Source organism: Bradyrhizobium sp. Ec3.3 (genome assembly GCF_000472925.1).
Classification (GTDB): Bacteria; Pseudomonadota; Alphaproteobacteria; order Rhizobiales; family Xanthobacteraceae; genus Bradyrhizobium.
Genome location: NZ_AXAS01000018.1, coordinates 1 through 26,132 on the forward strand (window position 1 = coordinate 1; position 26,132 = coordinate 26,132).

At 63.5% G+C, this 26,132-nt stretch carries 28 protein-coding genes and 2 pseudogenes; 20 read left to right on the forward strand and 10 right to left on the reverse strand.

Features of this window, described 5'->3' with window-relative positions; genetic code table 11:
- The 3 genes and pseudogenes from YUU_RS51200 to YUU_RS61260 all read right to left on the reverse strand — a co-directional run.
- Nucleotides 1-276 (reverse strand): annotated as a pseudogene (locus tag YUU_RS51200) (IS110 family transposase); the annotation flags it as partial.
- A gap of 250 nt (nt 277-526) precedes the next feature.
- Complete coding sequence (locus YUU_RS55145) at nt 527-1,576, reverse strand: lipopolysaccharide assembly protein LapB (protein ID WP_051389806.1); 1,050 nt, start codon at nt 1,574-1,576, stop codon at nt 527-529.
- An 83-nt stretch (nt 1,577-1,659) separates the two neighbouring features.
- Nucleotides 1,660-1,965: a hypothetical protein gene (locus YUU_RS61260; protein WP_245288051.1), complete on the reverse strand. Its 306-nt coding sequence runs from the start codon at nt 1,963-1,965 to the stop codon at nt 1,660-1,662.
- Between the two features lie 749 nt (nt 1,966-2,714).
- On the opposite strand from YUU_RS61260, the gene YUU_RS51210 reads away from it, so the two are divergent.
- Nucleotides 2,715-3,233 (forward strand): GDSL-type esterase/lipase family protein, encoded by a 519-nt coding sequence (locus YUU_RS51210; RefSeq protein WP_245288052.1) that lies wholly within the window; start codon nt 2,715-2,717, stop codon nt 3,231-3,233.
- 109 nt (nt 3,234-3,342) lie between these two features.
- Here the strand turns inward: YUU_RS51210 and YUU_RS0119695 are convergent, their stop codons facing one another.
- From YUU_RS0119695 to YUU_RS51215, 4 genes and pseudogenes are all read right to left on the reverse strand, one after another.
- Nucleotides 3,343-3,822 carry a hypothetical protein gene (locus YUU_RS0119695; RefSeq protein ID WP_035662825.1) on the reverse strand — a complete coding sequence of 160 codons (480 nt, stop codon included), beginning with the start codon at nt 3,820-3,822 and terminating at the stop codon, nt 3,343-3,345.
- Nucleotides 3,823-4,069: 247 nt separating this feature from the next.
- Nucleotides 4,070-4,741 carry a dienelactone hydrolase family protein gene (locus YUU_RS0119700; protein ID WP_027523941.1) on the reverse strand — a complete coding sequence of 224 codons (672 nt, stop codon included), beginning with the start codon at nt 4,739-4,741 and terminating at the stop codon, nt 4,070-4,072.
- Between the two features lie 174 nt (nt 4,742-4,915).
- Nucleotides 4,916-5,254, reverse strand: coding sequence for a hypothetical protein (locus tag YUU_RS0119705; RefSeq protein WP_027523942.1), 339 nt, complete (start codon nt 5,252-5,254; stop codon nt 4,916-4,918).
- A 3-nt stretch (nt 5,255-5,257) separates the two neighbouring features.
- A pseudogene (locus YUU_RS51215) lies at nt 5,258-6,042 on the reverse strand (alpha/beta fold hydrolase).
- A gap of 308 nt (nt 6,043-6,350) precedes the next feature.
- On the opposite strand from YUU_RS51215, the gene YUU_RS0119715 reads away from it, so the two are divergent.
- The 3 genes from YUU_RS0119715 (at nt 6,351) to YUU_RS0119725 (ending at nt 10,680) form a co-directional block, all read left to right on the forward strand.
- Nucleotides 6,351-6,842: a (2Fe-2S)-binding protein gene (locus YUU_RS0119715; protein ID WP_027523943.1), complete on the forward strand. Its 492-nt coding sequence runs from the start codon at nt 6,351-6,353 to the stop codon at nt 6,840-6,842.
- Entirely contained in the window at nt 6,839-9,130 is a 2,292-nt protein-coding gene (locus YUU_RS0119720; protein WP_027523944.1) for a molybdopterin cofactor-binding domain-containing protein, read from the forward strand. The genes YUU_RS0119715 and YUU_RS0119720 overlap by 4 nt, the downstream gene beginning before the upstream one ends.
- A 455-nt stretch (nt 9,131-9,585) precedes the next feature.
- Nucleotides 9,586-10,680, forward strand: coding sequence for an HD domain-containing protein (locus YUU_RS0119725; protein WP_027523945.1), 1,095 nt, complete (start codon nt 9,586-9,588; stop codon nt 10,678-10,680).
- Nucleotides 10,681-10,798: 118 nt separating this feature from the next.
- Here YUU_RS0119725 and YUU_RS0119730 read toward each other — a convergent pair whose 3' ends face one another.
- The gene (locus YUU_RS0119730; RefSeq protein ID WP_027523946.1) at nt 10,799-11,209 is read right to left on the reverse strand and encodes a VOC family protein; all 411 of its coding nucleotides are present in this window, start codon (nt 11,207-11,209) and stop codon (nt 10,799-10,801) included.
- A gap of 103 nt (nt 11,210-11,312) precedes the next feature.
- Between YUU_RS0119730 and YUU_RS0119735 the strand changes: the two genes are divergently transcribed.
- The 4 genes from YUU_RS0119735 to YUU_RS0119750 all read left to right on the forward strand — a co-directional run bounded on the left by YUU_RS0119735 (nt 11,313) and on the right by YUU_RS0119750 (nt 14,001).
- Complete coding sequence (locus YUU_RS0119735; RefSeq protein ID WP_027523947.1) at nt 11,313-12,287, forward strand: tripartite tricarboxylate transporter substrate binding protein; 975 nt, start codon at nt 11,313-11,315, stop codon at nt 12,285-12,287.
- A 170-nt stretch (nt 12,288-12,457) separates the two neighbouring features.
- A complete protein-coding gene (locus YUU_RS0119740) occupies nt 12,458-12,904 on the forward strand; it encodes a helix-turn-helix transcriptional regulator (protein ID WP_035662828.1) in 447 nt (148 codons plus the stop codon).
- Nucleotides 12,787-13,248, forward strand: a complete 462-nt coding sequence (locus YUU_RS0119745; protein ID WP_156944395.1) for an SRPBCC domain-containing protein — start codon at nt 12,787-12,789, stop codon at nt 13,246-13,248. The genes YUU_RS0119740 and YUU_RS0119745 overlap by 118 nt, the downstream gene beginning before the upstream one ends.
- Nucleotides 13,249-13,263: 15 nt before the next feature.
- Nucleotides 13,264-14,001 carry a thioredoxin family protein gene (locus YUU_RS0119750; RefSeq protein ID WP_027523950.1) on the forward strand — a complete coding sequence of 246 codons (738 nt, stop codon included), beginning with the start codon at nt 13,264-13,266 and terminating at the stop codon, nt 13,999-14,001.
- Between the two features lie 147 nt (nt 14,002-14,148).
- Here YUU_RS0119750 and YUU_RS0119755 read toward each other — a convergent pair whose 3' ends face one another.
- Complete coding sequence (locus tag YUU_RS0119755; RefSeq protein WP_035662831.1) at nt 14,149-15,390, reverse strand: S1C family serine protease; 1,242 nt, start codon at nt 15,388-15,390, stop codon at nt 14,149-14,151.
- 199 nt (nt 15,391-15,589) lie between these two features.
- Here YUU_RS0119755 and YUU_RS0119760 point away from each other — a divergent pair, with 199 nt between their 5' ends.
- The 4 genes from YUU_RS0119760 (at nt 15,590) to YUU_RS0119775 (ending at nt 17,925) form a co-directional block, all read left to right on the forward strand.
- On the forward strand, nt 15,590-16,207 hold the full coding sequence (locus tag YUU_RS0119760; RefSeq protein ID WP_027523952.1) for a hypothetical protein: 618 nt from the start codon (nt 15,590-15,592) through the stop codon (nt 16,205-16,207).
- Nucleotides 16,194-16,568: a transcriptional regulator gene (locus YUU_RS0119765; RefSeq protein ID WP_027523953.1), complete on the forward strand. Its 375-nt coding sequence runs from the start codon at nt 16,194-16,196 to the stop codon at nt 16,566-16,568. Before YUU_RS0119760 ends, YUU_RS0119765 begins: the two co-directional genes overlap by 14 nt.
- Nucleotides 16,569-16,598: 30 nt before the next feature.
- Complete coding sequence (locus YUU_RS0119770) at nt 16,599-17,330, forward strand: di-trans,poly-cis-decaprenylcistransferase (RefSeq protein WP_027523954.1); 732 nt, start codon at nt 16,599-16,601, stop codon at nt 17,328-17,330.
- A 109-nt stretch (nt 17,331-17,439) separates the two neighbouring features.
- Nucleotides 17,440-17,925: a cyclic nucleotide-binding domain-containing protein gene (locus YUU_RS0119775; protein ID WP_027523955.1), complete on the forward strand. Its 486-nt coding sequence runs from the start codon at nt 17,440-17,442 to the stop codon at nt 17,923-17,925.
- On the opposite strand, the gene YUU_RS0119780 is transcribed toward YUU_RS0119775, so the two are convergent.
- Complete coding sequence (locus YUU_RS0119780) at nt 17,864-18,691, reverse strand: metallophosphoesterase (protein ID WP_027523956.1); 828 nt, start codon at nt 18,689-18,691, stop codon at nt 17,864-17,866. The two genes, YUU_RS0119775 and YUU_RS0119780, sit on opposite strands and share 62 nt — an antisense overlap.
- A gap of 159 nt (nt 18,692-18,850) precedes the next feature.
- Here YUU_RS0119780 and YUU_RS0119785 point away from each other — a divergent pair, with 159 nt between their 5' ends.
- From YUU_RS0119785 to YUU_RS0119820, 8 genes are all read left to right on the forward strand, one after another.
- A complete protein-coding gene (locus YUU_RS0119785; protein ID WP_027523957.1) occupies nt 18,851-19,537 on the forward strand; it encodes a DNA-3-methyladenine glycosylase I in 687 nt (228 codons plus the stop codon).
- 55 nt (nt 19,538-19,592) lie between these two features.
- Entirely contained in the window at nt 19,593-20,321 is a 729-nt protein-coding gene (locus tag YUU_RS0119790; protein ID WP_027523958.1) for an SDR family oxidoreductase, read from the forward strand.
- A 402-nt stretch (nt 20,322-20,723) separates the two neighbouring features.
- Complete coding sequence (locus YUU_RS0119795) at nt 20,724-21,017, forward strand: hypothetical protein (RefSeq protein ID WP_027523959.1); 294 nt, start codon at nt 20,724-20,726, stop codon at nt 21,015-21,017.
- A gap of 600 nt (nt 21,018-21,617) precedes the next feature.
- On the forward strand, nt 21,618-22,724 hold the full coding sequence (locus YUU_RS0119800) for an OmpA family protein (RefSeq protein ID WP_156944397.1): 1,107 nt from the start codon (nt 21,618-21,620) through the stop codon (nt 22,722-22,724).
- A 189-nt stretch (nt 22,725-22,913) separates the two neighbouring features.
- Entirely contained in the window at nt 22,914-23,330 is a 417-nt protein-coding gene (locus YUU_RS51220) for a VOC family protein (protein WP_035662834.1), read from the forward strand.
- Between the two features lie 740 nt (nt 23,331-24,070).
- Nucleotides 24,071-24,472, forward strand: coding sequence for a hypothetical protein (locus tag YUU_RS60290; RefSeq protein WP_198031783.1), 402 nt, complete (start codon nt 24,071-24,073; stop codon nt 24,470-24,472).
- Nucleotides 24,469-25,125 (forward strand): TetR/AcrR family transcriptional regulator, encoded by a 657-nt coding sequence (locus tag YUU_RS0119815; RefSeq protein WP_245288053.1) that lies wholly within the window; start codon nt 24,469-24,471, stop codon nt 25,123-25,125. Before YUU_RS60290 ends, YUU_RS0119815 begins: the two co-directional genes overlap by 4 nt.
- Nucleotides 25,126-25,127: 2 nt before the next feature.
- On the forward strand, nt 25,128-26,126 hold the full coding sequence (locus tag YUU_RS0119820) for an MDR family oxidoreductase (RefSeq protein WP_035662837.1): 999 nt from the start codon (nt 25,128-25,130) through the stop codon (nt 26,124-26,126).
- The last annotated feature ends 6 nt before the right edge of the window (nt 26,127-26,132 follow it).

The window sequence follows — 26,132 nt, forward strand, 5'->3', positions numbered from 1 at the left end:
CTGTCCCTTGCTATACGGCCGCACGTATTTGGCTGGCATCAGCCGGGCATTGTGGCCGAGTCCCTGTAGCTTGCGGCTGAGATGATGCGCGCCGACGCAAGCCTCCATCCCGATCAGGCACGGCGCCAGGTTGGCAAGTCGCGCCTCGACCTGGCCACGCGACCATTTTTGCCGGAGTACGATCGCACCACGCCGATCGTGCCCTACGACGTGAAACGAGTTCTTGCCGATATCGATACCAACCACGGCAATTGCGCTGCTAGATTTCTGAGACATGGCGCGCTCCTTTTCGGTGCCCCGAACCAGCTTCGATCACTGGCGGGGCTGGAGCACGGCCGGACCATGCCATTAGCGGTCACTGACAGGTCTAGCGGACAGTATCAATTTCCAGCGTCTAGTCTTCTTCACGCATGCCGGCTCACTATCGGAAATACTCTGGGGAAACCGTCGCCGCCGCACACGGGTGGGCCGCCGCACACGAATATCCGCAACAAGTCGCGCCTGACCGTCCTGCAGGAAACCCGAGCTAAGCCGACATGTGCTTCTCCAGAGCTACCGCGATCTTCTCCAGGGCGGCATTCCTGTGCTTCATGTCGACGGTCTGTTGTTCGCACATCTCGATCATCGTCCGGCCGGACCAGCGTCTGCGCGCATGCAAACCTAATCGGGAACAAAGCCAGCCCGCCACCGCGAAGAGGCCTATCGTGGCGAGCCAGGATAGCGCCTGCCCCTGACCGAAGTCCGCGATGGCGCGGCGGAAATCGCCCCTGGTCAGGTACGCGCTGGCGCGACCGCTATGGGCGTCGCTATCTTTCGGATCGAGCGCGATCATCTGATCGTAGTCGGCGATGGCGCGGTCAATATCGCCCTTGGCTTGATAAGCGTAGCCGCGGTTGTAGTAGGCGTCCCTGTATCTCGGATAGAGCGCGATCGCCTGACTGCAGTCGGCGATGACGCGATCGAGGTCACCCTTTGCCCTGTATGCGAGGGAACGGTTGTAATATGCGACCGCATATTTCGGGTCGCGCGCGATCACCTGGTCGTAGTCGGCGATTGCGCGATCAAGGTCGCCTTTGCCATAGTAGGCGTTGCCGCGGGCGGTGAGGGCGACATTGTTGTTCGCATCGAGTTCGAGGCTGTCGGTATAGTCGGCAATGGCACGGTCGTTGTCGCCCTTGGCCTGATAGGCGTCGCCGCGCTCGCCGTATCCGACGCGCTTTCCATAGTCCGACAGACCGCTTTCGAACGCCCGGTTCACGTCCGCTATCGCCCGATCGTAGTCGTGCCGCTGGTTGTAGATACGCGACCTGTTGAGCAGTGAGCCGGCGGCTTTCGGTTCGAGCCGGATCGCCTCGTTGTAGTCGTTCAAAGCGCGGTCGACGCGATCGGCGAGACTTGTCCACGACCAGGAATAGCCACGCGCATGATACAAGTTGGACAGGCCTTGGTCATCGTAGTCGCCGCTTTCGATCGCACGGGTACAGGCGGCGATGGTCGCGGCAGCGGTTTCCTTCGATCCGTTCAAACAGTCCTGTCGATCGCCGGCTGCCGCGGGCCGGCTGACGGCGGCTGCCATTGCGATTACCAAGGCAGCCAGCCAGGCATACGCAGAAATCCTAGAGCGCATCCTCTTCTCTCCGCGACGCACCGATGTTCGGGCTAACCGGCAGACGGCTTTTCCAGAGCCGCCGCGATCCTCTCCAACAATGCGTTCGTGCGTTGGGTTTCCACAACCTGCTGCTCGAAGAGATCGACCCAACTCGCTCCGGATGCTGCGCGCCCATTCCTGCGCGAAAACCACAGCCAAACGCCGATCAGCGCCAGGAACGGCAACCAGGACATGATCAGACTCACCAACCAGTACGGCGCACCACCGCGTGCTGTGAGCGTAAACCAGGCGAAGAAAGCTCCGACGAGAACGATCCACACAGCGGCGGGCAGAAACCAAGAGCGAAGCTTGGTCATTCCATGCACGACAGTTCCCCTTGGTTGATCTTGGGATACAGACGCTATCATTGGTTGATTGGTCTTTCCATGCAGTCCCCTCTGCAGCCGTCGCAACGTGGTTAGCCGTTTCTTTGCGAGATGCCTCAGCCACCATGAAAAGCTTGGCGCAAGCTGGCGCATTGCCGCATGTCACGACTGCGCCCCTTGCTGCAACGCCTCTACACCTGCAAGAAGTGCGGCACGGTCGAGGTAAACAGAGAGCTTGCGGACTCCACGCGCCGCTCCCGGTTCGGGGCCTGTCGCTACTCTGCTATTGATTACGGTTCGCGGCCGTCATGACGAAAGTGGCAGCGCCGTTGAGCTTGTTGCAATTGTCTGGATTTGGCCCATCGGCGAAGTGGCCGCGCGCCTCGTCGAGATCCGGACACGGTTGCTGGAGCGACACGGGTTCGAATCGCCGAAATAGGGCACGACCGGATATATGAAGATAGGAAATCTACTCGAGCCGGGCGTCGACCTGTTATGCTTCAATTGGAGACCGAATTGCCTGTCCCGCACGGGGCGCCGGAGGTAGGTGATGACGACTCGGCGCCCATAGTTCTATTCGCCGCAATCTTTCACAGCATCCATTCCAAGTTCAACTGAGCGAGGTTCTCGTGGCCAGGCGAATCCTGTGTTTTGGCGACTTTCTGACGTGGGGGTAGATTGCCGTTCGCGAGGGCGCACCAACGACAAGATTCCCTTATCCAGAGCGGTGGACGGGGATCATGGCCTCCAGACTTGGATCCGACTACGAGATCGTGGAGGAAGGTCTGAGTGCACGAACGACGGCGATCGATGATCCCGTTGATCCGCGTCTGAACGGATCCGTCTATCTGCCCTCCGCGCTGGCAAGTCACCTTCCGCTGGACCTCGTCATCATCATGCTCGGAACGAACGATGCGAAGAGTTACTATCATCGCACGTCATATGAAATTGCAGTCGGCATGTCGAAACTGGTCGGCCAGGTGCTCACGTCGACGGGTGGCGTAGGCACGGTTTACGGAGCCCCTCAGGTGCGCGTCGTGGTGCCGCCTCCACTTGCGCCGGTAGCCGATCCCTGGCTCCAGGGAATGTTCGAGGGCGGGCGCGAGAAGACGGTGGAGCTTGCGACGCAGTACAGGTCTCTGGCCAACTTCATGAAGGTCGACTTCTTCGACGCAGGACGCGTGATCCCAACAGGCGGTCTGGATGGGAATCCATTTCTCCGCGCAAAACAATGCGGATCTCGGCAACGCCCTGGCTGACAAGGTCTTGGAGATATTTTCGCGCAAGCACGGTGAATGTCGGCAGGTGAAGCTTGCGCGCCTCTGCCCATTGCTCGTGTGAATATACGGCTTGGTCACAACTCGCGCCTCACCGCCTGAAATCAAGTCGCCCGTTCGGAAAGCATCCGTCGATGCGCGCCGCGTCGACCACGCGCCCGACCCATGGCCGCGTGATGCCGGGGTCCGTCAGGTTGATGTATTTTCCGACCAGGCGATCTGCACCGTCGCGCACGGCATCGATGAGCCCGTGCCTTCGGCCATCGTCCCAATCGAAGCGCAGATAGATCCGGTTCCCCGCGACGCGGAGCTCGGCGCGGCCCTGTTTCCACTTGTCCGGCGCATCGCCCAAAATGGTCGGATCGGCGCCGCCGCTCCACCGGCTCGCCCAGGCGCCGTCCAGAGGATCGGATGCTGCAGGCATCGAGGCCCATTGTGCCGCGTTGCCGTCGTCCTCGCCGCCGCCGAGTGTCGCCGTCGCGGCATAGGTGATCACGTCATGGTCGTTGGGTTCCGGCACGTCCATTGTGCCGAACGGGTTGCGGATGACGCGGCGCATGGTGTCTTGCATGACGATGTCCCGAGATGAGTTGGCTTTGAAACAGCTCTATCGCCAGGACCAGTCATCGCCCACCCGATTTCCGCAAAGGCAAACGCGATCCTCCCCCTCCGTCATTCCGGGGCGCGACGAAGTCGCGAGCCCGGAATCCATTTCGTTACGATCTCTGAGGCGCGATGGATTCCGGGCCTGCGCCTGTCCGCGCATCCCCATTGCGCAAGTGCGCAATGTGGAATGACGACGGTGAGAGAGTCGCGCTCTACTTCAAATGCTTCGCAAAGAACGCCATGCTGCGCGGCCAGGCGATGTCGGCGCTGGTCTTGTCGTAGCTCGCGCGCTCGTCGCAGTGGAAGCCATGTTGAGCGCCGGGATAGATGAAGACCTCGACGTCCGCCCGCTTGCCCTTGATGGTCTCGACGTCAGTCAGGGGAATGCCGGCGTCTTTCTCTCCGAAATGCAGCTGCGTCGGCACCTTCGGCTTCTCGTCGGCAAAGCGCACGACGGCGCCGCCATAATAGCCGATCGCGGCCGAGAGGCCGGACAGCCGTGCCGCCGCGACATAGGCGATGCTGCCCCCCAAGCAGAAGCCGATGATGCCGACCGGGCCGACACTCTTCACCGCGTCGATCGCGGCCTGCGTATCGTGCAGCATCGCTGACCAGTCGGGGTTGACGACGAACTTGCGTGCCTCGGCGATCTCGTCGGGCGAATAGCCCGACTGGAAATTGGGCGAGGTGCGATCGAAGATCGACGGCGCGACCGCGACATAGCCTTCCTTGGCGAGCCGGTCGCACACCGAGCGGATGTGATGATTGACCCCAAAAATCTCCTGGATCACCACCACCGCGCCTTTCGGCGCGCCGGTGGGGTCGGCGCGATAGGCGCCAAGCTGAAAATTGTCGGAGGCCGTCAGTTGGATGTCCTGTCCCACGAGGTTGTCCTTCGTTGTTGGTTGTTGATCCAGAATACCGCTCCGACTCGTCATCCTCAGGAGCGTGCTCTTGCGCGCGTCTCGAAGGATGAAGGCCCTGTTGCTTCAGCGGAGGCTGCATGGTTCGAGAGGCGCCTTCGGCGCTCCTCACCATGAGGAGTGAGAGTCGCGGTTCTACTCCCACATCCAGTTCTCGCCGTAGTCTTCTTTCCAGCCTGCGAGGCGACCATGGCGGAATTGCAGGAACAGGCGGTGGCGGTGGGGGATGAGCCGGCTGCCGCCGAGATTGCGCAAGGCGAGGTAGATCTCGTTGCCGGGGCGTCCGCGAACATATTGCAGCGGCTGGCCCAGCGCCTGCGCCGCCTGGGTGGCATCCATCCCGAAGGCCAGCGGCGTGGTGTTCGACAATGTCATGACGAAGGGTAGGCGCGGCGGCGTCCATTGCTCGGCTTGCGCCGCGGCCGTCATCATGCCCAGCACTATCGCGACAGTTGCCATCATCGTCGGCTTCATCGTTCAGGTCCCTTCGCGGCCCGCCTCGTGCGGCAGATTTTTCAGGAAGGGGACCACTGCGTCAACAAAAGCCTGCGGCTGATCGATGTTGACGGCATGCCCGGCTGCGGGAATCACGACCTTGTGTGCGCCGGGGATTTTTGCCGCCATGTAGTCGGACGCGGCGAGGAACGGGGTGTCGTCGGCGCCGACCACGATTAGCGACGGCACCTCGATGTCCGGCAGCAGCTCCATCACCTTCGCGTCGCGCTGGGTCAGCATGCGCGCGCGGCGAGCGCAAGCCCCCTGGCGTTGCGGTGGCTGGCGGTCGCGCGCTCGCGGGTCGCCGATGTCAGCACCTCGAGACCTTCGCGGTCGAGCTTGTCGGCCGTGGCGCGTGCGCGCGCGTTCCAGGCCTCGCGCGCATGGTCCTTTTTGAAGCCCGGACCGGTGTCGACGATCAGGAGCGCACGCACGCGCTTCTGATGCGCGCGATAGAAGGCGAGCGACATGTAACCGCCGAGCGACAGCCCGCCGATGATGGCGCGCTGCGCGCCGACCGCATCGAGGACCCCGGCCATGTCGCCGACGGTCAGCGCTTCGCTATAGGCATTGGGGTCGTCGGGATAATCCGACTGGCCGTGACCGCGCATGTCCCACAGCACGAGCGTGGTGTGCCTGGCGAGCGCATCGATATGCCCATGCCACATCGCCGAGGTCGATGAATAGCCGTGGGTCAGAAGCAGCGGCGGCCCGCTGCCGTGGACTTCGTAGTGGATGGCAACTCCGTCCCGATCGATCCGTGGCATCGCGCCCACCTGTGTTGATGTCGAACATCCTAGCGTGATGAGTTACTTCGAGGAAACTGCCTCAGCGTGACGGCATGCATGCGTCATGCGAATTTTACGCTTATTCCGTCAGGCGGTTGCGTCAGATCGTTGTGGCAACGCACAACGGTGATGCCAGCATCATGTTTGTTTCGATCGTTTCCAAATTGCATTTGCCTCGGCAAACGAACGCGATCATTCTCGCGCCCAAGGCCGACGCCAGCCCGGTGGGTTTCGGTCAGACAAGTTGCCGCCGTAAGCGGCTTCATGCACCGGCAGGGGAAGAAACCATGCCTACTCTCACCATCAACGGGCGGAGTATGTCCGTGGATGCGGCGCACGATACGCCGCTCCTTTGGGCGATCCGCGAGCAATTGCAGATGACCGGCACGAAATTCGGCTGCGGGGCCGGTCTGTGCGGTGCCTGCACCGTGCACGTCAACGGCGAAGCCGTCCGCTCGTGCCAGACCATGGTCGGTGACGTCGCCGGCAAGAAGATCACCACCATCGAAGGCCTCTCCGCCAAGGGCGATCACCCCTTGCAGAAGGCGTGGATCGCCGAGCAGGTCCCGCAATGCGGCTACTGCCAGTCCGGTCAGATCATGCAGGCCGCAGCGCTGCTGTCGAAGAACTCGAACCCGACCAAGGAAGAGGTCGTCGCGCATATGGACGGCAATCTCTGCCGTTGCATGACCTATTCGCGGATTCAGAAGGCGATCATGCGTGCCGCATCCGAGATGCGCACCGCGTCCGCCTCCGGCAATGAGCGGAGGCCCACATGAATCAGCACGTAAAGAACGTCACCGCCGAGACGACTGATCTCAGCCGCCGCTCGTTCCTGGTCGGCACTGCGGCCACCGGCCTCGTGCTTGGCTATGCCGGCGTCCCCGGCGTCAGTGAGGCGCTTGCCGCGCCTTCGAATTTCGAGCCGAGCGTCTGGTACTCGATCTCGCCCGAAGGTCTCGTCACCGTGACCTGCGGCAAGGCCGACATGGGCCAGCACATCGCCTCCACCATGGCGCAGATCGTCTGCGAAGAGCTGGGCGCAAAGTGGAGCGACATGCGCGTGCAACTCGCCTCCAACGATCCGAAGTTCAACGACCCCGTGCTGGGTGCGCAGATCACCGGCGGCAGCTGGTCGACCATGATGAACTTCGACGCGATGAGCCGTGCGGGTGCCGCGGGCCGCATTGCGCTCACGGAAGCTGCGGCCGCCGCGATGGGCCTGCCGCCCTTCTACAAGGACGAGCTGGTCGTGCGCGACTCCGTGATCTCGCATCCGAAGTCGAAGAAGCAGATGACCTTTGCCGATATCGTCAAGAGCGGCAAGGCGACCAAGACCTTCACGGCCGACGATCTCAAGGCCATCAAGCTGAAGACGCCGGACCAGTACACCATGATCGGCGTGTCGGTGCCGCAGCTCGACATCCCCTCCAAGACCAACGGCACGGCCAAGTATGGCATCGACGTCATGCTGCCGGGCATGGCCTACGGCAAGGTCGTCACTCCGCCGGTGCGCTTCGGCGCCACGGTGAAATCGGTCGACGACAGCGATGCCAAGAAAGTGCCGGGCTTCATCAAGGCGGTCATCGTCGACGACAAGACGCAGACCACCTCGGGCTGGGTCGTGGCGGTGGCCAACACCTACGCGCAGGCCCGCAAGGCGGCGGACGCGCTGAAGATCGCCTATGACGGCGGTCCGAACGCAAAGCTGTCGAGCCAGTCGTTGCTGGACGAGGCGAAGCGGCTCCAGGGCCTCGACGATTCCGGACAGTATTTCGTCAAGGACGGCGATCCGAACGCGGCGTTCGGCTCGGCGGCCAAGGTGCTGGAGGCGGAATACACCACCAACATCAACATCCACGCGCCGATGGAGCCGATGAACGCCACCGCGGAGTTCAAGGGCGACATCCTGCACATCTATTCCGGCAACCAGTTCGCAACGCGCTCCGGCGCGATCGCCGCCGGTGCCGCCGGGATCGATCCGAAGTTCGTGGTCATGCACCAGATGTGGCTCGGCGGCGGCTTCGGCCGGCGGCTCGATGCCGACATGATGGTGCCGGCGGTGCAGGCGGCCAAGGCCGTGGGCAAGCCGGTCAAGGTGATCTACTCGCGCGAGAACGACATGACGATGGATTTCTCGCGTCCGCTCACCTACCAGAAGGTCAAGGCCGGCGTGGACGGCGACGGCAAGATCGCCGCGATCAGCCACGACGTAGTCTCGGCCTGGCCGACCGCGCGCTGGGGAATCCCCGATTTCCTGACACCCTCGGTCGACCAGAAGGGCCCGCTCGATAGCTTCACGGTGAACGGGTCGGACTTCTTCTACACCGTGCCCAACCACTATGTGCGGGCGATCAAGAACGAGATGGCGCACAACGCCACTCCGTCCGGTCAGCTCCGCTCGGTGGCGCCAGGTTGGACCTTCTGGGCCGTCGAAAGCATGATCGACGAGATCGCGGCTGCGACGGGCAAGGATCCGGCCCAGCTCCGCATCTCGCTGCTCGACGGCGCAGGCAAGAACGACGGCGGCGCTCAGCGGCTGCGCAACACGCTGCTCGCCGCGATGGGCCTTGCCGGCTACGGCACCAAGAAGCTCCCCAAGGGAGAAGGCATGGGCGTGGCCTGCGTGTCGTCGCAGGAGCGCGCCACCGCAAGCTGGACGGCATGCGTCGCGCATGTCGCCGTCGCGCCGTCGGGGGCCGTGACCGTGAAGAAGCTCACGGTGGCGACCGACGTCGGCACGCAGGTGCATCCCGACAACATCCGCGCCCAGGTCGAGGGCGCAGCGCTGTGGGGCCTGTCGCTTGCGCTGTACGAAAAGGCGACGCTGAAGGACGGTGGCATCGAGCAGACCAACTTCGACAGCTACACGCCCTTGCGCATGAGCCAGATGCCGGAAGTCGCGGTCGCCGTGATCGCCAATGGCGAGAAGGCGACTGGCGTCGGCGAGCCCGCGGTGACGGTGGTCGCCCCGGCCATCGGCAACGCCATCTTCAACGCCTCGGGCGCGCGCGTCCGCGCGCTGCCGATCACGGCGGAAGCCGTGAAGGCGAACATGAAGGCGTAAGGCCGGCCGCAAATTGCATCGAGACGATCCGCCGGAGGCAACCTCCGGCGGATTTGTTTTTGCGCTCGGCCTTGCCACAAACTCAACGTCATGCCCCGCGAAAGCGGGGCATCCAGTACGCCGCGGCCTCTCCGTATCCTCGCGCTGTCGCTGGAATACTGGATCACCCGCTTTCGGGGGTGATGACGGCCGAGAGTGGGGTTGGCATCCAGCACGGTCTCTTTGGCCGACCTGTCAAATGGCTTCGGCGACTGCCGCGTTACTTTGCATGGGGTTGTTTTCGACATTTTTGGCCGAGCCGTCGGCACCTCGGCAAAATCCCTCAAACTTTAACAAACCCCGCAGGTTCCCGTTCAGCACGCGCATTAAGGGCCGGAGAACCTGATGCCGCTAGGGTGGTGCAGTCGAGCGCAGTGCTCTTTTCAGTTTCCTGTTCAGTTGCTTTTGGGGAAGCCATGACCGCCTCAGCCAAACCCGCCGCCAAACGCAGGCTCCTCCTGGCCTCCGACCGCAGCGACCAGAGCAGCGAGCTCGCCCACATCCTGCAGTCCGTCGGCGACGTCGCAACGGTCTCGACTGAGGAGATCCCCGAGCAGCCGGCGCTCGATCTCTCCGGCATCGTCGTCGACATCAACCTGCGCTCGCCCGAGAGCGTGCAGCGGGTGCGCAACAAGCTGCGCGGCGATGCCTATCGTTCGATGCCGCGTCTGTTCGTGCTGGCGGATGCGCTTCACCACGGCACCATGCAGGCGTGGGCGCTGGGCGCCACCGACACGATCTCGCGGCCACTGCAACCCGAGGCCATTTTGCAGCGCATCCGCGCCGCGTTTCCGGACACCACCACTTACGACGCCAGCGATCGCGGCAAGACGCTGAACCGTGGCGTCGAGGCGGCGCATGGCGTGCTGGCGAAAATGTTCGAGAAGCTGCCGCTCGGCGTGCCCCTGACCTTCGACGACGTCATCGCCGCCGAGAGCAAGATCCTCAAGGCGATCAAGCATTCCTCGCTGCGCGAGTGGCTCACCACCGTCGGCTGCCATCATGTCGGCAGCTACCGGCACTGTCTGTTCGTCACCGGCTTTGCGGTTGCCTTCGCGCAGCATCTCGGCATGCGCGAGGACGACCAGCGCCGCCTGACCCGCGCCGCTCTGCTGCACGATGTCGGCAAGGCCTTCGTGCCGTCACAGCTTCTGGACAAGCCCGGCAAGCTCACCGACGAGGAGATGGACGAGGTTCGCCAGCATCCGCGCCGCGGTTACGAGGCGCTCGCGGCGCAAGGCGGCTTTCCGCCGGAAATGCTCGATGTGGTGCTGCACCACCACGAGTTCCTCGACGGCAGCGGCTATCCGAACAAGCTCTCGTCGAACCAGATCAGCGACATCGTCCGCCTGACGACCATCGTCGACATCTACGCGGCGCTGGTCGAGAAGCGCGCCTACCGCATGCCCTTCACCCATTCCCGCGCCTTCGCGATGCTGGAGGGCATGGCCGGCAAGCTGGACCAGCAGCTCGTGCAGGCCTTCCGCCCGGTGGCGCTGGGATCGTTCTGACTTCCCACTTTCTCATTCCGGGGGCGCGCGAAGCACGAACCCGGAATCTCGAGATTCCGGGTTCGGTGCTGACGCACCGCCCCGGAATGACGATCTACCTCATGAACGCCAGCCCGCTTCAATTCTCATACGACGAAATCTCGATCAGGCTCCCGTCCGGATCGCGGCAATAGACCGAGCGCAGCGTGCCGCGGGCGCCTTGCTTCTCCACCGGGCCTTCCTCGATCGCGACGCCATGCGCCGTCAGATGCGCCACCACCTCATCGGGCGTGGCCGTGGTGAGGAAGCACAGATCCTCGCTGCCGGCAGTCGCGTGGTTCGCGGTGAACCACTCCACCCTGTCGGCATCGCGCGGCCGGACGTTGATCTTCTGGTTGCCGAACTGAAGCGAGGTCCGCGGCGCTTTGCCGCCGCCCGGATCGAACACCCTCACTTCCATGCCGAGGATTTTGCGGTACCACTCGGCGGTAGTTGCGACATCTGCGACGTTGATGACGAGGTGATCGAGGGCCTGGACCTTGACGGACATGCCTTATCCTTTCGTCGCGATGCAGCTAGCGCACTTCTCGTCGCTGGCGCGCTTTGTTACAACGCGCTGCCTTCAAGAACAACAAACCGGGAGACGACTTCAGATGATCACACGCCGCACCGCGCTGCGCCTGCTCGCCGCCAGTCCGCTTGCAACCGCGCCGTTCTCAAGGGCCTTTGCGGCGGAGTATCCGGCGCGGCCGGTGAAATGGGTCGTCGGCTATCCGCCGGGAGGCGCCACCGACATCCTGGCGCGGCTGATCGGCCAGCGGCTGTCCGAAAAGTTCGGCCAGCAGTTCGTGATCGAGAACAAGCCCGGCGCCGGCAACAACATCGGCACCGAGTCCGTCGTCAATGCCGAGCCCGACGGCTACACGCTGCTGCTGGTCAACCCGGCCAACTACATCAACGCCTCGCTCTACGCCAATCTCAAGTTCAACTTCGTGCGCGACATCGCGCCGGTCGCCTCGTTCCAGCGCGTGCCGAACGTGATGACCGTGAACAAGGACGTGCCGGCGAAGAACGTCGCCGAGTTCATCGAGTATGTGAAGGCCAATCCCGGCAAGGTGAACATGGCCTCCTCCGGCAACGGCACCTCGGTGCATCTGTCCGGCGAGATGTTCATGGCGATGACCGGCTGCAAGATGCAGCACGTGCCCTATCGCGGCGCAGCGCCCGCGATCACCGACATGCTGGGCGGTCAGGTGCAGGTGATCTTCGACAACATGCCCTCGATCATCCAGCACATCCGCTCCGGCTCGCTTCGCGCGCTCGGCGTCACCACCGCCGACAGATCCTCGCAATTGCCCGACGTGCAGGCGATCGCGGAAACCGTTCCGAACTACGAGGCGAGCGCGCTGTTCGGCATGGGCGCGCCGAAAAACACGCCGAAGGAGATCATCGCGAAGCTCAACGGCGAGATCAACGCCATCATGAAGGAGCCCGACATGACCAAGCGCCTGGTTGAGCTCGGCGGCGAGCCGCTCGTGCAGACGCCGGACGGGTTCGGCGACATGATCAAGGCCGAGACCGAAAAGTGGAAGAAGGTCGTTGAGTTCGCCGGCCTGAAGGTCGACTAGCGATCTCGGCTAGCGCATCACGACGCTGACGAAGCCCCGCCGCGAGGCGGGGCTTTTTAATGTGCGGTCCGGAACAGGTTCCCGAGCCTGCGCGCGATCACGCACTCGTGCGGAGGAGTGTGCGCGCGGTCCGGCTTGACGTCCTCGCGCTTTCGCTTATACTAAACCATATGGTTAAGTATCAAAACGAGACGCTGGACCGAACCTTTGCGGCGCTGTCCGATCCGACGCGGCGTGCGCTGCTGGCGCGGCTCGGCGAGGAGGACAGCCTGTCGGTGAGCGAGCTGGCCGCGCCGTTTTCGATCTCGCTGCCCGCGATCATGAAGCATCTCGAGGTGTTGTCGGATGCAGGCCTGATCGTGCGGGAGAAGACCGGGCGCACGGTCGCCTGCCGGCTCACCGCCAAGCCGATGGAGCAGGCGATGGACTGGCTCAATCGCTACGCACGCTTCTGGTCCGACAATTTCGATCGCCTTGCAGCTTTTGTGGAGGACGACCCATGGCCATCAACCAAGCAGCCGCCCGCGCCGATGAGCGCCCAAGCCTCACCCTCACGCGCCGCTTCCGCGCGAGGCCGGAAAGGGTCTACGCCGCGTGGACGCAGGCCGAGCAGCTAGCGCAGTGGTTCGGCCCGCCGAACATGAAGCCCGCGACGGCGCAGGCCGACCTCGACGTCCGCACCGGCGGCCGCTACCGGATCAGCTTCACCCGCGACGATGGCGAATATTTCGAGGCCGGCGGCATCTACCGCGAGGTCGTGCCGAACGAGCGGCTGGTGTTCTCCTGGGCCTGGCACTCGACGCCGGAACGCGAGTCGCTCGTCACCATCTCGTTCAAGCCCGACAACGGCGGCACGCTGATGATCTTCCACCATGCCCAGTTCTTCGACGAAACCGCACGCGACAACCATCAGCGCGGCTGGAGCTCGTTCTTCGACAAGCTCGATGCCTTCGTCGCCTGATCAGCGGAGTTCATCATGCAGCAACATCAGATCGTTTCCCGCCAAGAGTGGATCACGGCGCGCAAGGCCCATCTGGCGCGTGAGAAGGAGCTTTCGCAGGCGCGCGAGCGCCTCGCTGAGGAGCGTCGCCGGCTTCCCTGGGTCAAGATCGACAAGGAGTACGTATTCGACGGCCTGAACGGCAAGGTGACGCTCGCCGACCTGTTCACGGGACGTCCGCAGCTCGTCGTGCAGCATGTGATGTTCGCACCCGACTGGGAGGCGGCCTGCAAGAGCTGCTCGTTCTGGGCCGATGGTTTTGAGCGCATGGTGCCGCATCTTGCCGCGCGCGACACCACCATGGTCGCGATCTCGCTCGCGCCGGTCGCCAAGCTCGAGGCGTTCAAGCAGCGCATGGGCTGGACCTTCGACTGGGTGTCCTCGGGCGGCAACGACTTCAACCATGACTTTGGCGTGACGTTCACGCGCGAAGAGATCGAGAAAGGCGAGCCGAAATACAATTTCGGTACCACGCCGTTCTACGGTCCCGAGCTGCCCGGCATCAGCGTGTTCTTCCGCGACGAATCAGGTGCCGTCTTCCACACCTACTCGTGCTTTGCCCGCGGTCTCGACATGATGAACGCGGCCTACCAGTACCTCGATCTCACCCCGCTCGGCCGTCACGAGGAAGGCCTGCCCTATCCGATGGACTGGGTGCGCCTGCGCGACCAGTATCAGCCAGAAGCGGCGAAGGCGGGGTGCTGCCATAGCTAGATCCCGGACGGCGCTGCCGTAGGGTGGGTAATGGCGCGAAGCGCCGTCCCCCCATCTCTCCGAGATTGCGAGAAAGGAGGTGGGCACGCTTCGCTTTGCCCACCCTGCGGCTCCTGAGTTGAGCGGGTCGTCCTGAATACGCACAAGCTACCGCTTCGCGTCGGCCTGCTCCGTGCCCGTGCACGAGATCAGCATCGTGTAGGCGCGGGCGTTGCCGGCGATGTCGGTGGTCTTAAGTTCGCCTTTCGGCTCTGCGGTCTGGTAGGGCACGACGGAATTGTCGAGGAAGTCGCGCACTGCGCCGGTCTTGATCGCGAAGTTGATGTTTTCGGGGATCGTCCCGGTCGCCTTGATCACTGTCCTGGCATCGAGCTTCGCCACGACGACGCCGACCAGCTGGCCGGACGTGTCGAACAGTGGGCCGCCGCTGTTGCCCGGCTGGACGGCCGCGCTGATCTGGAGGTGACGGGTGTCGTTGAGAATGCCGCTGAGCGAGCTCACGATTCCCGTCGTGACCGTGAAGTCGGAGGTCAGGAGGCCATGGTAGGGAAAGCCGATCGCCACGACGGAATCGCCGGAACGGATTGAACGATCGCGGATCCTGGCAAAGTCCTTGAACGTGGCTGTCGCGGGCGCCTGGAGCAGCGCCAGATCGTTGATCGCATCGCGCGACACGACGCGCAGCACCATCGTCGCTTCGCCGGTGAGATTACCCTTGATGTCCCCGACGCAGCCGTCGATGACATGATTGTTGGTGACAATGTGCCCGCTGGCGCTGACCACAAAGCCCGTGCCGCTGTAGGTTCCGGTCTTGCCCGGCTTGGCGGCGGGCGGCGCGGCTGGTTTCTCTCCCGTCGCCGGCTTCGCCGCGACCTTGGTGAAATCGCCGGCCTTGCTGAGTCCGTCGGCCTTTACCTTGGTGACGCAATTGGCCAGCGCCGCGATCACGGGCCCGCTCGACGTCAACTGGAATTGCAGGACGGTGCGGCCGGCCGTCGCGACCATAAGGCTCGCCTTCTGGAACGACCGCACGACATTCGACGGCATGATCGCGGTGAGCATGTCGGATCGATTGGCTGTGGCAAACACGCGCGCTTGCTCCTGGCCGTCGAAGATCACGTCGATCGCTGCGTTCTCGCCCTTGTTGAATTTGTAGCCGGGACTGGCGAAGCTCAGCAGCCACGAGCCCGCTGCATTCTGGGCGACGACGAGAATGACGCCGTTGGCATAGGGCGCCGTTGCTGCGCAATGCGAGAACGCGCCGGACTCATCATTGCTGAACGCGCCGCCGACCCAATTGCCGATATTGACGGACCCGAACGGCCCCGCGGCATTGGCAAACCCGACAAGAAGAACGTGCAACACGCACGCAACAGCCCACTTCAGCATCGCAAAGCCCCCGGAACGCCCTTGGGCCGCATCTTACCTGTCCGATCCGGCCAGGCGCAACCGGCAGTTGTCCGGCGCCGGCCGTCGCCCGGCCGGACGGCGGCGCCCTTGCATTTACTTTGCGACGCGGTATACTTTGCATCACAAAGTAAGGCTTGCACCCGTGGGTGCGAGGGTGGAACGAGGCTCGACGTTGCAGATGCGCGATCTCGACAAGGCGCTGGCGGATATCGTGGCGATCCGCAGCCAGATCGCAGCCGGCACCGCCTTTCGCGGCTACGGTCCCGCGACGATGGTCGCAACCGGAGCGCTCGCACTGATCACCGCCATCCTGCAATATCTCTTCATCGACGACCCGACCACCGAGCCGCTCGCGTTCTTCCTCGGCTGGGGTCTTGCGGCGGCGCTCTCCGGCGCCATCATCTGGATCGAGATGCGCGCGCGCTCGCGCCGTCATCACTCCGGTCTTGCCGATGTCATGATCTACCAGGCGATCGAGCAGTTCCTGCCGGCCGGTGTCGCCGGCGTGCTGCTTGCGGTGGTGTTGTGGAAGTTCTCGGCCGAGACGCTCTGGTTGTTGCCGGGCTTGTGGCAGATCCTGGTGTCGCTCGGCATTTTCGCTTCCGTCCGCTCGCTGCCACGCAGCGTGGCGCTGGCGGGCGCCTGGTATTTCGTGTCGGGATTCGCGGTCGTTGTGCTGGCGAGCCAGACCCACACGCTTTCGCCCTGGACCATGGGGCTACCCTTCGTGATCGGGCAGTCCGTGATGGCCGGGATTCTCTATGTTGCGTCTGGAGACAATGATGTCGAAGACTGAAAGCGCGCCCTTCTCCTACGAAGGCCTCGACCGCGTCATCCACGAGAAGGCGAGGCTTGGCCTTTTGACCTCGCTGATGGCGCATCCGAAGGGTCTTGCCTTCGCCGATCTCAAACAGCTTTGCGGCCTGACCGACGGCAATCTCAGCCGGCATCTCGCCGTGTTGCAGGAGGCCGGCCTCGTCGACGTGACCAAGGGCTACGAAGGCAACCGCCCCCACACCACCTGCCGGCTGACAAAAGCCGGTCGCCGCCGCTTCCTGGACTATCTCAGCGTGCTCGAACGCCTGGTGCGCGATGCCGCCAAGGCCGCCGGCCGCGAGGCGCCGCCGCTCGGCCGCCTCGGCATCATCTCGACCTGATCACCCCATTTCTTGACCGGAGACTTTGCGATGCAAAGTGACGTCACGCAGGCAAACGAAAAGCTTCACGTCGGCATCATCATGGACGGCAACGGAAGATGGGCGACACGGCGCGGCCTGTCGCGCGTCCGCGGCCACGAGGCCGGCGTTGAGACGATCAGGCGCATCGTCGAAGCGGCACCGAAGCAAGGCATCGGCACGTTGACGCTCTATGCGTTCTCGACCGACAACTGGCGCCGGCCCAAGGCCGAGGTCGCAGCGCTGATGACGCTGCTCCGCTTCTATCTCGCCAACGAGGTACAGAGCCTGGTCAAGAACGGCGTGCGGCTCTCCGTTATCGGCCGCCGCGACCGCCTGCCCGAGGGCATCGCCGCGGCGATTGCAGGTGCGGAGCGCGCGACCGCCCGCGGCAAGACTCTGCATTTGCGCATCGCCGTCGACTATTCGGCGCGCGACGCCATCCTCAACGCCGCCGCGAAGGCGGCCGCGCTGACGAGCCTGACCCGCGAGGCCTTCTCGCAGCTCGTCACCGGCGAAGCATCCTTGCGCGACGTCGATCTCATCATCCGCACGTCTGGCGAAAAGCGGCTGTCGGACTTCCTGTTGTGGGAGGGCGCCTATGCCGAGCTGCATTTCACCGAGCGGATGTGGCCCGAATTCGATGCCGGCGATCTCGCCGAGGCGCTTGCCTCCTTCCATCGCAGGGAACGCCGCTTCGGCGGCTTGCAGTCCCTGCCGCTGGAGCCCGCGCCGAGCATTTGACGCGATGCGGCATGGCGGCCGATGCCGAAAAGTTGAGCAGCTTCGCCGCTTTTATCCCTTCGACGCCGGACGTGCCGGTGCCTAGTCTCCCGGAGATGGGGATATCGATATGCGCGCAGTCCTTGACTATTGCACTGGCGGAACGCAGCGGCAGGTGCCAGCCGGAACCTTGATCCTCACCGAGGGCGGCGCCTCCGGGCACCTCTACGTGCTGATGGAAGGCAAGCTCGAGGTGATCAAGGGCGGCACCGTGGTTGCGACCATCGCCGAGCCCGGCGCCGTGTTCGGCGAGATGTCGGTGCTGCTCCAGCAACCCCATACCGCGACGGTACGTGCTTGCGTCGATTCCGTCATCTACGAGTTCGACGATGCCGCCTCGTTCCTGATCCAGAAGCCGGAGGTCGCGCTTCTGCTTGCGCGCCTGCTGGCGCAGCGGCTCAATGTCGCCAACACCTATCTTGCCGATCTCAAGCGGCAATATGCCGGCCAGGGCAACCATCTGGCGATGGTCGGCGACGTCCTGCAAAGCATGATCAATCTGCCGCCGCAGGAGGTTTCGCCAGGCTCGGATCGGCAATCCGATCCAAGAATGTGAGCCAGTCGGGCGGCCGCGTGATTGCTGCCGCAGGCCGCCGCAAAGGCGCATCGAGATCGATCCATTGGGCTTCGCCCGCCGCGAGCCAAAAGGCCTTGCCCGCGTCGAGATCGAGTACGATGTGGGTCGGCGGCCGGCCGTGCTGGAGGCCTGCATTGAATACCCAGGTGGTGCCGAGCCGGTCGTACCACGAGCCTTCGGTGATGAAGGGCGATTGGTGCACATGGCCCGAGATCACCATCGCCGGCTGGTACTGCGCGATCCATTGCACGAGATCGACGTCACCGAAGAAGCGCTTGCCGCCCCAGCTCGTCGGCGAATTCGCCGGCGGCGCGTGATGCGCCCAGATCCAGCGCCGCGGTCGTCTTGCGGCGGCCTCGCGCAGTTGCTCGGCGATGCGTGCCTTGGCCAGCGGCCCGTCCCACCACGGGCAGACCGTGAACAGCGTGTCGCCGATCCTCAAGTCGTCGCCGTCGCAGGCAATGCCGAGCTCGCGCACGTCAGCGATCCAGCGCGAGATTTTCTCGCCCTCGGCGCTGCGCTCGTCGAGGTCATGATTGCCCGAGCACAGGATGACGCGCGTCTGGCGCACCAGCGTCGCGAGGTATTTTTTCACCACCACGATCTGCGCGCGAAAATCCACCTGTGAGGAGATGTCCAGCGCATCGCCTGCGAAGATCACGAGGTCGAACTGCGGCGCCGCGCTGACGAGCCAGTCGAGCTGCGGCAGCGAGTAATGCAGGTCGGCGACGACCAGGCAGCGCATCGAAAATCCGTCAGGTCAGGAAATAAGGCGCGGGAATTCCGTATCGGAAAAGCAAGAAGCAGACCAGCGCGGCCAGCCCGCGGCCGCGGCAAATTGGCAAGGGCTGGACCTTCCCGGCGAAGTCTGATGTCGTAGCGCGGCCTCATCGCAGGTGATCGCATGACCTCGTTCAAAACCATTCGCGCCCGCGCCGAGAAGCGCAAGGGCGGGCCCAAACAGCTCGAGAAGCTGCTGCCGGCAAAGCCCGATGCAAAGGCGCTCGCCAAACTATCTGACGATCGCATCCTCGCGGAGATGACGAAGCGGGTGTTTTGCGCGGGCTTTGCCTGGAGCGTGATCGACCAGAAATGGGACGGCTTTGAGCAGGCCTTCCTGCGCTTCCAGCCGGCCAAGCTGAGTTTCCAGCCCGAGGACTACTGGGAAGGCCTGATGCGCGACGCCCGCATCGTGCGCAACGGCGCAAAGATTATGTCGGTGCGCGAGAATGCCGCCTTCGTGCAGGAGATTGCAAAAGAGCACGGCAGCTTCGGCAAGTTCCTGGCGAAATGGCCGACCTCGGATGAGATCGGCCTGCTCGATCTGCTCGCCAAGCGTGGCAGCAGGCTGGGGGGCAATACCGGCCAGATGTTGCTGCGCTTCGTCGGCTGGGACGGCTTCGTCACCTCCCGGGACGTCGTCGCGTGCCTGCGCGATGCCGGCCTCGATATTGCCGAGGAGGTGAAATCGAAGGGCGATCTCGCCAAAGTGCAGGCGCAGTTCAACGCCTGGGCCAAGGAGACGGGCTTGCCCTATGCGCACCTCTCGCGCATCTGCGCGTTGTCGGTGGGAGAAAACCGCGGGGAGTGACGGCCGCCGCGCCACGGCAGGCGCCGGACGAAGCGCCCAACAGGGAGAAGCGTCCATGGCAAAAGATCTGGAAGGCAAGGTTGCCGTCGTGACCGGGGCTGCGTCGGGCATTGGCCTTGCGAGCTCCGAGGCGATGCTGGCTGCGGGCGCGCGCGTGGTGCTGGTCGACCGCGACGACGCAGGCCTGAAGGCCGTTTGCAACAGGCACGGCGACGCCGCGATCCCGCTCGTCATCGACCTGCTCAACCCGAAGGACTGCGCCACACTGCTGCCGCGCGTTCTGGAGAAGGCTGGTCAGCTCGATATCCTGCACGCCAATGCGGGCACGTATATTGGCGGCGACCTCGTCGATGCCGACAGCGGCGCGATCGACCGGATGCTGAACCTGAACGTCAACGTCGTGATGAAGAATGTCCACGACGTGCTGCCTCACATGATCGAACGCCGGACCGGCGACATCATCATCACGAGCTCGCTGGCGGCCCATTTTCCGACGCCGTGGGAGCCGGTTTATGCGTCGTCCAAATGGGCGATCAACTGCTTCGTGCAGACGGTGCGGCGCCAGGTGTTCAAGCACGGCATCCGCGTCGGATCGATTTCGCCCGGTCCCGTCATCACCGCGCTGCTCGCGGACTGGCCGCCGGACAAGCTGAAGGAAGCGAGGGACTCCGGAAGCCTGCTCGAGGCCGGTGAAGTCGCGGATGTGGTGATGTTCATGCTGACGCGGCCGCGTGGCATGACCATTCGCGACGTGGTCATGCTGCCGACCAATTTCGATCTCTAGAGCATGATCCGGACCCGAAGGGCCGCGTTAGCGCAAAGTGCGAAGCGGTTTTCCCTCGCGACAAACGCGGAACGCGTTTGCGCGGAGATCATGCTCAAACAACAACCTAAAGCGCGATGACGATTCTCCCTAATCTCATCGCGCTTTAGACGCGTCCTGATCTCCAGACGCGTCCTGCGGGCAACCGCCGCAGCGTGTCGACTACGTTGAGCCGCCATCTCGATGTCGCCCCAATCATGCCACGAGCACGGCACACGCAACCGATCGCCTCGGACATGGTGGCGCGGGGGAACAATTGCGCGCGCGATCTGTTCGGAAGTCTAGGCCGGGGCGGCCAGTGCTGGAACAAAGTCCGCCACGGTTACGCCGGGGACAACAGACAAGCGCGAAATGGAGCGGCTCATGAAGCTGAATCCCATCCAGGTCAAAGAGACCATGAGACAGTTGGACGCCCAGGTGCTTCCCGACGGACACCCGGCCGTGCCTCAGCTCAACAGCCTGTTCGGAGACCATACGTTTTTCGTCGACGAGAGCGGACTGAAAGTGCTGGAGCCCACCGATTCCTCCGAGATGGAGAGCCGGACCGGCGAAGTCGTCAGTCTTGCCGACTGGAGCGATCCGGAGCTGACCAGCCTCCGGGCGCACGAGCCGGAGCCGACCGGCGTGATCGTGGTGTTCGAGCCGAGCAAGCATTGAAGGATTTCGCGCAAGCGCGACGGCCGTCGGCGCGCTGATGGGCGCGCCGCGGCCGATGACGATCGGATGACGACTGGACCCCAGATTTGCCATTGATGCCGCTCGCTAACCGGCGACCGAGCCGTCGCTCGCCCACGACAACGCGCTACTCGACGCCAGCAGCGTCGGACATTGCATGCGGAAGCTTGCCAGGGAGCGCCGCAGCCAATGAAGATGGGCACTGCTCGTTCTCCGTGGCGCCATGATGCAGCAGCCTGCTGCGCGATCCGCCGGGTGGTCGGGTTACCCCTGTAGTTGCTTCACCGATCACCACCATCGGCGGCTTGCTCTTGACGTGTAGTCGAGCACATGAAACCGTTCGCGCCCTGCGGCCATCGGATTTCAAGCTTGGTCGTTTCGTCATGTCTCCTTTTTAGGCACGTCTCGTTGTGAGACGAGGGCCAAATTGAAATAGTTAAAGGACTACGCGTGAAATCCCCGCTGCATTTGACAATCGCCATTCTTGCTCTCGTTGCTTCGACACCGGCCTGGGCGCTCAAGGGCCTTCCCGCGTCCGTTCAGTTGCCGCCAGGTGTGGCCTTCAAGAATACCGATCGCAATGTGGACGTCGAGGATTTTGGCCAGGCGGAGTTTCTGATCGAAAAGAATGCGGAAGGCTTCGATCAACGGATCGTGCAGCAGGGCAAGCACTATCAGAGCATTTTGCACATGATTCCTCGACCGAAGCCCGATGACAGCAACAAGACGTGGCAGGAGATCAAGCCCTATTGGCTCAAGGCCGGCTGGCAGATCGTGCGCGAGTGGGAAACTGGCGCGACGCTCAAGAGTTCTCAGGGCGGAGCGGAAGTTTGGGCGACGGTGGGTGTTGCCAATGATTTCGACGAGATACAGATCGATATCGTCGAGGTGGGCGGCTCGAAGGTCGCTCTGACCCTGCGCCCTCCGGGCGCCACGCCGGAAAAGGCCGGCGACAAGGATGACTTTCCTTATCTTGCGCACTTCCCCGGGACGACGCTTGGAGGCACCAGCCAGGATCCTTCGCCGCTTGATGTCACCGTGCCGCAGAAGGACCAGGAGAGAGTGCTGGCGGGAACCGGACAGGTCATCAAGAGCTATCGCTATCCTGCGAGCGTGTCGGTGCTGCAATTCATTACGGTCTACCGTGAAGCGCTAACCAAAGCCGGCTGGCAGATTCCATTTGAAAGCCAGGGCCTCTCCCAGTCAGACGGAATTCTGCTTGCGCACTACGCACAGGGAGGCCGAGACATCTGGGTCTCCATGCATATCGGCGCCGGTGAAATCAGCGTGGCTGTGGCTGATGCCGGCGCGGACGACCTCGCCGCGCGTCTGGACAAGGACTGTCATGTGCCGCTTTACGGCGTGCATTTCGATTTCAACAAGGCGACTCTGCGCGAGGAGTCCGAGCCGGTGCTCAGCCAGGTGCTGGGCACGCTCAAGGGCCAGCCAAAGCTGATGATCGAGCTGCAGGGACATACCGACAATGTCGGCAGTGACGATTACAATTTGAAGCTGTCGGGGGCCCGGGCGCAGGCCGTCATGCAATGGCTGGTCGCGCACGGCACTGAAACGTCCCGGGTGAGCGCGCAGGGCTATGGCAAGAGCCGGCCGGTCGCTTCCAACGACAGCGACGAGGGACGCGCGAAGAATCGGCGCGTCGAGCTCGCGCGCAAGGGGTGCCAGCGTTGACGGGATCCAAATTGCGACTGATCCAGGAGGTCGCGCGAATATTCTGATTGGCACGCCGCTGCGGATGAAGATGGGCACTGTTTCGCCGTGGCGCGATGATACGGCAGCCCGCCACGCGCTGCTGTTGGTAAGGTTGCGACACCCTCGCGACGTGACGGCCAGCTTGTCGCATTTGGTTTGGTATGAGCGATGAATCGGCATCTTTCCCTCGTCAGCCTCATAGTCGCGGACTATGACGAAGCGATCGCCTTCTTCACCGGTGCCCTTGATTTCGAGCTCTGCGAGGACACGCCGCTCGGCGGCGGCAAGCGTTGGGTGGTCGTCCGCCCACCGGGCGGCGCCGGCTCCGGCCTGCTATTGGCGCGGGCAAACGGTCCGGCCCAGGTCGCGCGCATTGGTGACCAGACCGGGGGCCGAGTCTTCCTGTTCCTGGAGACGGATGATTTCGATCGCGATCATGCGCGCATGATCACAGCCGGTGTGCGGTTCGTTGAGAAGCCGCGGCATGAGGCGTATGGCGTCGTCGCGGTTTTCGAGGATCTCTGTGGCAACCGCTGGGACCTGATCCAGCGCAACTCGATGCACGGCTGCGAGACCAGCCCTTAGCCGCCGCCGCCAAGAGGCGGTTTGCTGCAGCGCGTTGTGAATGCCCCGCCGGTGAGCGGCTAGTTGTTTGGGACTAGTCATTTATCTCTAACTCTCATGTCCGGCTTGGCGTTGGGGATGCGCACTGGGATTCTTGCCTGGCACGATCGTATTGGCCGTGCGTCTAAGCAGGAGCCGACGACAATGAATTTCCGCACGTTTTGTCTTTCATTCCTTGTTGTGAGCGCGTTGGTCGGCGTCGCGCATGCCGACACTGACGCCGCGAACCCCGCTTTGCCGATCATCATCGGTCCGCTACCCCCCGTGCACGTCGGGCCTCCTCCGATGCCGTGGTGGCCGCCACATATCCCTGTCGATCCGGTGCCGGTCCATCCGTGGCCGCCGCTTCCAGCGCCACATCCGATTGTTCCTGGTCAGGGGTGCGTGCCGGCGCCGGGCACAGCTTGCCCGCTCTGAGGCAGACACCGTCTGCTCGCGTCAGCCATAGCGCGACATATGCGCAAAGTACCGGCACGGCCTTGATAAAGGGCTGCAGCTAGTCGGATGACCCCGTAGCCGTGTGGTCCGCACCCGGTAGGGGAAACCTCAGGGCGCAAGAGTCGGAGTCGGCCGGCGTGATCGTGGTGTTCGAGCCGAGGAAGCATTGAGCGAAGCTTTGCGCTGCCCGATGGAGGTGGGCCAGCTTGCTGGCGCGCCACGGCCGATGAAGATGGGCACTACTGCTTCGCCGTGGCGCTATGATGAACCATCCCGATTTGCCAAAAGCCATCCTGACTTCGCCGTTGCCGCGAGGTCATCCTCATGTAAACGCCTTAGAGGAAGCGATGTTTGCAAGCCGTATGCGCGTCGGCGCCGGCGCTCTTGTCGTCTCCGGGGTCCTGTTCGTGATCTACCCGGCACTTCGCCCGTTCTCCGACGAGAGTTCGTTGCTGGGCGCGCCGCGGCCTTTGGGTCTGGGGCATGGCTGGTTTCGCACATGCTTGCCATTGTGGCGTTTGCCTTGTCGCCGCTGGGTTTGCTGGGGCTGCAATACTCTCTACTCGGGACATCGGCCGAACCGCTGCTCTTTCTCGCCGTCCGTGCGCTCGACGGTGGCACGGCTGTTGATTTTACAAGACGAACGGTCTAATAAATTGCTGTGAAAGCGATTTTGCCATCAACAGGGCCCCGTCGTCGTGGTCGCCCGCCCAAGGACCAATCGCGGCCGGACGCGCCGCGCGCACGGCTGCTACGCACCGGCGTCGCGATCCTGACCGAGAAGGGCTTCAGCGCCGTTGGAGTTGAGGAGATCCTGGAAGCTGCCGACGTGCCAAAAGGGTCATTTTACCACTACTTCGACAGTAAGGACGCCTTCGGTCTCGAACTGATCGACGCCTATGCAGACTATTTCGCGCGCAAGCTGGACCGATGGTTCGACAACATGGAGCGGGCTCCCCTCGACCGTTTCCGCGATTTCATTGCGGACGCACGGTCGGGGATGGCGCGGTACCGCTACCGGCGCGGCTGTCTCGTCGGTAATCTCGGACAAGAGATGGGTGTCCTGCCGGAGCCGTTCCGAAAACGCCTGGCCGCCGTCTTCCGTGACTGGGAAGCGCGGACGTCCCGTTGTCTGCGCTCGGCGCAAGAGGCGGGCGAGATACCCAGTGGCATCGATTGCGAAGGCCTAGCGCAGTTTTTTTGGACAGGCTGGGAGGGCGCGGTGCTGCGCGCCAAGCTTGAACGGCGCCCCGACGCGCTCGACTTATTCGCCGAAGGCTTTTTTGCGATCATCCGGGCAAAGTGTAAGGAGAGTTGATAGTGGGTTCGAATTTCAAAGCCATCCTGATCGAGCATGATGGCAACCGGCAGTCGGTAAGACTGGCCGAGCTTCCACGGGAACGATTGCCCGAGGGGGATGTGACGGTGCGCGTTGCCTGCTCGACGTTGAATTATAAGGATGCGCTGGCCATCACGGGAAAGAGCCCGGTTGTTCGTAACTTTCCCATGATCCCTGGCATCGATTTCGCGGGGACCGTCGAAGAATCTTCGAACGCGAACTTCAAGCCAGGCGACCGGGTGGTGCTGAACGGCTGGGGCGTGGGCGAGCGGCACTGGGGCGGATTGGCCGAAGTCGCCCGGGTGAAGGGCGATTGGCTGATCCCTTTGGAGCCGGCCCTTTCCCTGGCTCAAGCGATGAGTATCGGGACGGCCGGTTACACCGCTGCGCTCTGTGTGATGGCGCTTGAGCGCCACGGCGTTACGCCGGGAAGTGGCGAGGTGCTCGTGACCGGCGCGGCAGGCGGTGTGGGCAGCGTCGCAACGGCGCTGCTCGCCAAGCTCGGTTATGAGGTGGCCGCAGTTACAGGGCGTCCAGAAGAATCGGACTATCTCACGAAGCTTGGTGCCAAGCGCATCGTGCCGCGATCGCAGTTCCGCGAACCGGGGAAGCCGCTCGCGAAGGAAGAATGGGCCGGCGCGGTCGATGTGGCCGGCGGGCAGGTGTTGGCCAACGTCTGTGCATCGATGAAGTATCGCGGGGTGGTCGCGGCTTGCGGACTTGCCGCCGGCATGGGCTTGCCGGCGACCGTCGCCCCCTTCATCCTGCGAGGCGTCACGCTCGCCGGCATCGACAGCGTCATGTGTCCTCGCGAGGAACGCCGCGAGGCGTGGCGGCGACTTACCCGCGACCTCGATCCTTCTCTCCTTGATGCGATGACCGAGCGCGTGCCGCTCGAAGCCTGCATCAGCGTTGCAGATCGTCTCATTGCGGGCACGGTGCGCGGCCGCGTAATCGTGCCAATCTCCAACGAGCAATAATTTAGG